The organism is Methanophagales archaeon, from assembly GCA_021159465.1.
Taxonomy (GTDB): Archaea; Halobacteriota; Syntropharchaeia; order Alkanophagales; family Methanospirareceae; genus G60ANME1.
In genome coordinates this window covers 1-7,385 of the sequence record JAGGRR010000011.1, presented here as the reverse complement: position 1 = coordinate 7,385, position 7,385 = coordinate 1, and the positions used below count along the sequence as shown (strand labels likewise).

Annotated in this window: 7 protein-coding genes and 1 pseudogene; all 8 read right to left on the bottom strand. The window is 45.2% G+C overall.

The features are described 5' to 3' along the window. Positions 1 to 208 precede the first annotated feature (208 nt). Complete coding sequence (locus J7J01_00285; protein MCD6209330.1) at positions 209 to 478, bottom strand: DUF4242 domain-containing protein; 270 nt, start codon at positions 476 to 478, stop codon at positions 209 to 211. 39 nt (positions 479 to 517) lie between these two features. Then, on the bottom strand, positions 518 to 2,329 hold the full coding sequence (locus J7J01_00280; protein MCD6209329.1) for an aldehyde ferredoxin oxidoreductase family protein: 1,812 nt from the start codon (positions 2,327 to 2,329) through the stop codon (positions 518 to 520). A gap of 219 nt (positions 2,330 to 2,548) precedes the next feature. Next, positions 2,549 to 3,016, bottom strand: a complete 468-nt coding sequence (locus J7J01_00275; protein MCD6209328.1) for a 50S ribosomal protein L30 — start codon at positions 3,014 to 3,016, stop codon at positions 2,549 to 2,551. A 10-nt stretch (positions 3,017 to 3,026) separates the two neighbouring features. Next, the gene (locus J7J01_00270) at positions 3,027 to 3,644 is read right to left on the bottom strand and encodes a 30S ribosomal protein S5 (protein MCD6209327.1); all 618 of its coding nucleotides are present in this window, start codon (positions 3,642 to 3,644) and stop codon (positions 3,027 to 3,029) included. Beyond that, positions 3,625 to 4,170: a 50S ribosomal protein L18 gene (locus J7J01_00265; protein MCD6209326.1), complete on the bottom strand. Its 546-nt coding sequence runs from the start codon at positions 4,168 to 4,170 to the stop codon at positions 3,625 to 3,627. The genes J7J01_00270 and J7J01_00265 overlap by 20 nt, the downstream gene beginning before the upstream one ends. Positions 4,171 to 4,177: 7 nt before the next feature. Then, on the bottom strand, positions 4,178 to 4,624 hold the full coding sequence (locus J7J01_00260) for a 50S ribosomal protein L19e (protein ID MCD6209325.1): 447 nt from the start codon (positions 4,622 to 4,624) through the stop codon (positions 4,178 to 4,180). Positions 4,625 to 4,640: 16 nt separating this feature from the next. Beyond that, on the bottom strand, positions 4,641 to 5,912 hold the full coding sequence (larA, locus tag J7J01_00255) for a nickel-dependent lactate racemase (GenBank protein ID MCD6209324.1): 1,272 nt from the start codon (positions 5,910 to 5,912) through the stop codon (positions 4,641 to 4,643). Positions 5,913 to 5,921: 9 nt separating this feature from the next. Further along, positions 5,922 to 7,121: pseudogene (locus tag J7J01_00250) on the bottom strand (aconitase X catalytic domain-containing protein). Positions 7,122 to 7,385 lie beyond the last annotated feature (264 nt).

The window sequence follows — 7,385 nt, the reverse complement described above, 5'->3', positions numbered from 1 at the left end:
GAGCCACGATTTCGAAAAGTATTTCAGGCAGTATGGTTGCTGAGCTTGAACCTGAAATAAAGAATAAGTCTGACCAAAGGAAGTATGCTGCAAAACAGACTAATAGTTGAAGTTGAAGGGGAGCTAATCATCAAATCAGAAACGGAAATAGGAGCTTTGAAGATAACAAAAGAAGGAATAATAAAAAAATATAAAAAAAGTTTATCTATCATAGCAACACTTGCTTAACCGCAATCACAGGATCCGCAGGTGGAGATCCCAAAGCCTTTCTTACTACTTCTTTAACTATCTCTGGACTTGGAGCTTCCCAATCACAGATACCCATTCCGTTCTCGTCAACGTAGGTTCCATTGAAGTGGACATCCGGGTAGTCTTTAAGGACATCGAGGAACTTATTTCTAATATCAATCAGCTCCTCCCTGCTCAGTTTTGGAAGTCTTCCTTGATTGGTGTAATGGAACACCAATACTTTTACCATCTCTCTTCTTTCTCCTCCTTTTGTACACCTCTATAACAGCTACAACCCCAGTTCCTTCAACTTCTCCTCCGTTGGATGCCCCTCTTCGTTATAGCCCCGCTTCTTGTAATAAACAGGAAGCATCTCCTCTAAGGGATGCACTTTACCTTTTGCTGGACCTTCAGGCAGTGGCTCCGTTAGCAGTCTATCGGGTAATGTGTCATCTTTCCTCCCAAATCCTTCTCGCTTGTTGAACATCCTTTCCAGTGCAAATATCCGCTCACCGGTCTTTAAAAGCTCTTCCGCTCCATAACCTTCCCAACCTGTCACACTGGCAATCAGATTTGCGTACTCCTCTGCACCTATGGCAAAGGTCAGGAACAGGCAATTGACTGCGGAATCAACTGCAGCAGTGAAGTTCTGGAATAATATGGTCAGGTCCACCTTATCTTCACTCGCATCAAACGGATCAACCCTCAGTGGTGACCCCACTATCTCTGCCGCAATCGTATATCCACTAACGTGACAGCCTCCACGGTTCGCAGTAGCGAAATTCAACCCTATGCCCCTCGCCCCTCTCGGGTCGTATGCGGGGAGCTCAAGCCCTTTCACCTGCATCGTATAGTACTCTGAGCCTTTACCTATCTTCTCGGCTGCTTTCCTTGTACCATCAGCAAGGACATCCCCAAATCCTTCTCGCCTCGCAATAAGCTCTATCATCCGCAGCATCGCATCTGGATCACCGAATTTTAGTTCGAAGCCAACATCATCCTCCGTTAAAATCCCCCTATCATATAGTTCCATTGCAAATCCTATAGTATTACCCACAGAAATCGTGTCCAGTCCATATTCGTTACATGTATAGTTCGCTTTCGCAATCGCACCCAAATCGCTAACACCGCACTGACCACCGAATGCCCAACTTGTCTCATATTCAAGACTCTCACCTTCTATTCCCTTATACTTCCCTTCCTCTATCTTTACCCATCTTCCACATTCTATCGGACATTCGTGACACGCTGTTCTCTTCACAAAAATCGTCTCCTTCATTTTCTCTCCCGAGATCTTTTTCGCATCCGCAAACACAGCAGTCTGGAAGTTCTTCGTGGGATAAATCCCTGCGGCATTGACAATGGTGGTAAGCACAGCGGTTCCATATGAATTTAGCCCGCCTTCCTCTTTTGTAACATCGTTCTCAGAGATTATCTTCATCGCCTTGTCCGCCGCTCTTCGCAATGCAATAGAGTTAGCGACTTCAATCTCCTTCGTGCCTTTTACTGCGATTGCTTTCAGGTTCTTGCTTCCCAGAACTGCTCCTAAACCCGTTCTCCCCGCGGCTCTATACTTCTCATTCATTATTGCCGCCATGTATGACTTTTTCTCGCCTCCAATACCTATCTGAAGCACCTTCGCTTTTTCATCCGTTTCTTCTCTTATCCTATCATCCACCTCACTCACAAGCTTGCCCCAGTGTTTACTCGCATCTCTGAACTCGACATTCCCATCGTTTAGCCACAAATAAGTCGGGGCACTCGCTTTTCCTTTTATCACTATCGCATCGTATCCTGCCTTGCGAAACTCAACAGCCCAAGTCCCGCCAGAACTCGCAAACGTAATGCCACCAGTTGCAGGACTCTTTGAAACCACCACATGCCTCCCACTACTCGGCGTTTTCGTACCGGTCAAAGGTCCAGTCGCAATCACAACGATGTTTTCTGCGGAAAAAGGGTCCGTCCCGGCAGGCAGCTCATCATATAAAATCTTCGCACCAAATCCTCTCCCACCTAAAAATTTCCTCCTCGTGTTCTCTTCTATCTCCTCTTCCTCAAAACTCTCTGAAGTCAGGTCTATTCTTAATACCTTTCCCGGCATTTTTATCATCTTTATATAGTATATAAAATATAATATTTCTTTGGTATAGAATGGTAACATTTTTGAGGGGGTTAAAAGGATTTATGGACAGATTAATCAGTGAAAGAAAACTTGAACAAAAGGACCAAAACCCTTTCAAATTTTGGTTTACTTTCCGTGTATATAAAGTTATATATTAAACCTTCCGCATATATTGATTGCTTTCCTATTCCTATGCTTTCACCTCATCTTATACAGTAACTCATTTATAGCGGTGCCGTGATATCCGAGCTCGCCACCCTGCTTCACACTCCTTTTGATACCGCGATGCCCTTTTCTTGGCGGATGCAATCTCAAAACAGGCTTGATTTTGTATTTTGTCAGATCCTGCATCTTCACCTCCCCTGTGCACAGAGCGTGTGCCAGCGCCTTGAACGATTCAAACGGCGTATTATCACGTAAATATTCCTCTGTCAATCTCTTACCTCCTTCCAGTCTACCACGGCGTTTCAATAATAACTCCAGCATATCCTCTGAAATCTCCCCCCAGGCAACGTAATCCTTCACTCGCTTCAGCATCCCACGGTAGTAGTCGTTCTCGTCCACTATTGCGCAATGATTGACCCTATGTAACCTCAATAGCTGTAACGTGTACTTTATCTCCGGTTTTATTCCTACACTCCCTCTCAATTTCACTATCGCATACATTGTATATATATCATCTCTTTATCGCAGAAGTCTTCACAAGTGCATTGAAGGTTGCCATAGCGAAATTAAAAGTTGTTCTGGTACTTCCCTTTGCCTTCGTCCATATATCCTTTATACCTGCGAACTCCAGTACCTTCTTCGGTGTGTCACCTGCTGCGAGTCCCAATCCCCGTGGTGCTGGCTTCAGTGTTATCTCTACACCTCCTGACTTACCACTCACTGCGAACGGTAGCGAATGCTTCTCTTCGCAGTTACACTCCCATGACCCACAACCGCGCTCTATATGCCGTAAATTCAATTCCGCAGCCCTTATCGCCTTCGTTATGCTATTACGCACTAGAGCATCTTTACCAAGCCCTATGCCTATATAACCATCTTTATTACCCACAATTACGCACACCCTAAACTTTATCCTCCGTCCCGAATCGGTCATCCGCTGCACCATGTTTATATCCAGAACCTCCTCACTGAGGTCAGGCATCAATGTCTCTATTATTTGATACTCCTTTATTGGGTATCGAGACTTCAATGCTTCCTCTATCGTCTTTATCTCACCAGTCTGTACTAGTTTGCCTAATTTTGTAACTGGCTTCCATTCCTCTTCCTCTTCACGCCTTATTCCCGCCATTCGTTAATATCCTCTCCTTCACCATCTTAAAAATATCAGGGATAGAAGTATCACCGGTATAGGATGCAATATGCTCACCTCTAATACGTTCTTCCGGAGGGAAGACGACAGGATCATGTGGGACCTCCATACCGGAATCAATAACGCCCTTTAATGCAGCAAATATCCGCGAGCCATGTACTGATGTATGGAGTCCGATATCGAGTATAGCCTCTTTGAACCCCGCCTCTATTGCCTTCTTACCGAATAATAACCCGGTAAGGTAGGCTGCAGGTAAATTCTTCCCCCCTCCCTCGTATCCATATCTCCTCAGTTCCTTTGACGTCGTGTCAACAAATGTCCTGTCTCCCTGTTTATCTGTTGTTATCAACTGTATCCTGAGGTAACTATTGCTCCGCCTCACGACCACTCTTGGCTTATGACTCATGAGGAGCTTTAATCGCTTCCGATAATCTGTTTTCCCTTCCCTTCGACGTCGGAAAGGGACTCTATACAGAGGTCCTCCAATTGCTTTCTTTTGTGACATCTTAATCTTAACCTGATTCTTCTTTCCTTATCATTGCTTCCAACCGCGCGACGCTTTTAATCTCACCACCCTTTGCCTTGTTGTATAACCTGTGATACATACTCTTATCAATTACCCCCTCTGCTCTTAGTTCCTTTAATCGGCGTCGTAAAGCTCTTATTCTGATTATCCACTGCCGTTTCTTACTCCTGCGTGCACCTTGCGTTCCTTTCCGAGACCCATGCCCCTTCCTACGCCCAAGTGACTTCTTCAATGCTCTTATTCTTGCGCGTCCTCTACTCACACCTCTCTTCGGCTTCTTCCTTATCACGCCCTCTTCTATCAAATCTCTGATATCCGCTCTCGTTATCGCTTCTTCGACATCACTGATTGATTCAGGGTCTATCCATACCCTCCCTTCTCCCACCTTCAATACCTTAGCTGCTATCCGCCGCTGCTTCGCCAAGTTTGTCATTGCTCTCTTTTTTATCTTATTCTCTTGGCACTAATAAAGTATCTAAACCATTTCTTACTATACCTATTTTAAAGTTATCGTTATCTTTATCACTATCTTTTATCTCCGCCTCCACTGCTGCACTGAGTGACTCATATGGCTGTATCCCCCATCTGACCAGCATATCATGGTCAAGCGCAGATACAATAGAGAGCTGAATTCGTTTCATCACCTTCTGTATGTAGAACGCTTTATGACCACCGAGCACGAAATCCGTCCTGATTGCTTCTTCTGTTGCTTCATAACTCGTATATTCGTTCATCCACTCTTCGAAATAAGCATCCCCTATTCCTTCACGGCATTCTGCAACCAGTATCAACTTGCCGCCAGGAACAACCGCCTGATAGCAGTTCTGAATTGCCTTCGTAGCCTGATACAGATTCCTGTCCTTCGGAAAGCCACCCGCACTTACTACCAGAACATCGAATAAACCTGTTTCATACAAGAAGAGTTCTTTTGCCACTGCAGCACCCCTATCAAACACAGCCTTCAGGTCACCTGCATATGCCGCTACCACATCCCCCGAGGCATCAGCAACGATATTAAGTACGAAATCAGGAGGTGCGAAAGAAGCTGCCTCGCTCATATCCAGATGCACAGGATTATCAGCTATATTTGCCGTCCTTGCTCTTTCATCTATCAAAAGTGCATGGTTCTTCCTTATCGTCTCGCGTGACGCTATGCCCGGCAGGATACTCTTTCGCCCACCTCCAAATCCCGCATAGTAATGCAGGGTTATATCCCCAGTTAGAATTCGTATATCTGCATCCATATATGCCCTATTCAGTCTCACAGGTGTCCCTCTGGCTGTAGTTCCTACGTATACCAGATCGGGGGCATCGCAATCGTGGATCACAATCTTGAACTGCTTATGCTTGTAATACTTCCCAAGTATCCTTCGCAGATCTCCAGTGGAAGGCGGGGGGTGCGTGCCACAAGCCACAAGCAGTGAGACATTCTTATCCTTATGCTGCCCTATCTCTCCTGTCAGAGCATCGAGCATCATCTCTGTCGGTGCATTCCTTGTATGATCATCCACAACAATCACGATATTGTCTCCTTTTGCTGCTAATATCTCACCGAGTTGTTTCGTGCCAATAGGGTTCTTGATGGCACTCTGTAGTACTTCGCTGGTATCTTTGCTATCTCTCTTATACCCTTTATCCCTCTTAGTAGTACTCCTCTCTAATAGCTCTGCTCCTTTTATATCCACATCTATCAGTCCGGTGCCATAAGGAATTTTTGTCATGTCGTTTTTTCACTCAAACGCCGCTTTTATGCACTCCCTCGTGCTGCATAGCGTCGAACATGCACCATTACAGATGAGGGGCACGTATCGCTTCATCTTACCGGAGTTCGTCAATACTGACTTATAGTGCCCAAAAGCAGGTGAGACCACGTAGCACGTGTCGCAAAAGACCTTAACGCCGTAACTCTCTATCTCTTTTATCAATCCATGTAGCTGGTTCTTTATCCTTCTCGCTGTGAATATGAAGACCTCTTTTCTCACTTCTTCAGTTTCCCTTCTCCTTCCTCTTTCTGCCTTCAAATACCGGTATATTTGCCTTATCTCACTATAAGAGCAATGCGGACATCCTATCGCTATCACCTCCGGCTCATCTCTATTACCATCACTGCCACATTCTTCATAAACGTCATCCAAATCTCTCCTCTCTAACTCTATCTCCTCCAGGTCTGTCTCACTCAGCTCTGCCGTTACCCTTTTCACATGGTACATCCCGACAGCCCCGGTAGCCCCTATTGCCGCAGATAGATGCTTCAGTTCGTCGTCATTCGGGTGCTGATTCGCAGCAAGTTCTATCACAGGTATTCTATCTCCTGCAAGCTGCCCTACGAGATATCCAAGTGCACTGTAATCCGCATCTGTGAGTGTGCAATTCACTCTCACTTTCAGCTTTGGCATTCTATTCTCAATCAAATGGAGTCCATAAAGGGGTGTTTTACCTATTAGCGCAGATGCGAGAGCAGATGGGGCACCTTCCATATTCGTCATCGCACCAAGGACTGAGTTCGCATATAACACCGCAGATGATTCCGCCCATGCGAGATGGCTACCCTCTCCGGGGGTACATCCTTCCAGTAGATAAGGCACACAGGTGCATTCTGGTGAGATGCCAAGGTTGGAGTATGCTGCAAGTATCCGCTTCTGTCTATCTGCAAATTCGTCTGAGATGTTCATCTCAGCCCATCTATCCCGATCCATACCCATAGGGTTTAGTGTGCTCTTCACCTCCACTCTACCCTCAAGATTCTCTATAAACTGAAAAGCGTCACCTATGGTCTTGTATGATACACCAGAGACGTGTGCACTTTCTATGGGTATCAATCTGGACGCATCATTAAGGTCTCCAATGGCAACAAGTATCTCCATTGCCTTCTTCTTCGTCCAGCCTGCTTCTCCTTCGTATATCCGCTCTTCTTCACGGGTGAGGTACATTTTCTTATATCATATCCATATCCGGTATCAACATTAGCTTGACTTTGTCATTTTACATTTTAGAATAAAGCTACTTAATTTTTTTAATATCTTTTCCTAACATTATTTCAAATTAGCCGAAAACAATCTGAGATACTGGACAGCCCGGATAGCAATTTCCACAGTGTTAACATTCACAAAAGATCATCATATCATTCTCCAATCTATCAAAAGTGAAGCTATAACGATGCTGAAGGTCGTGATACTCGCAATGTGCTTTGAAGG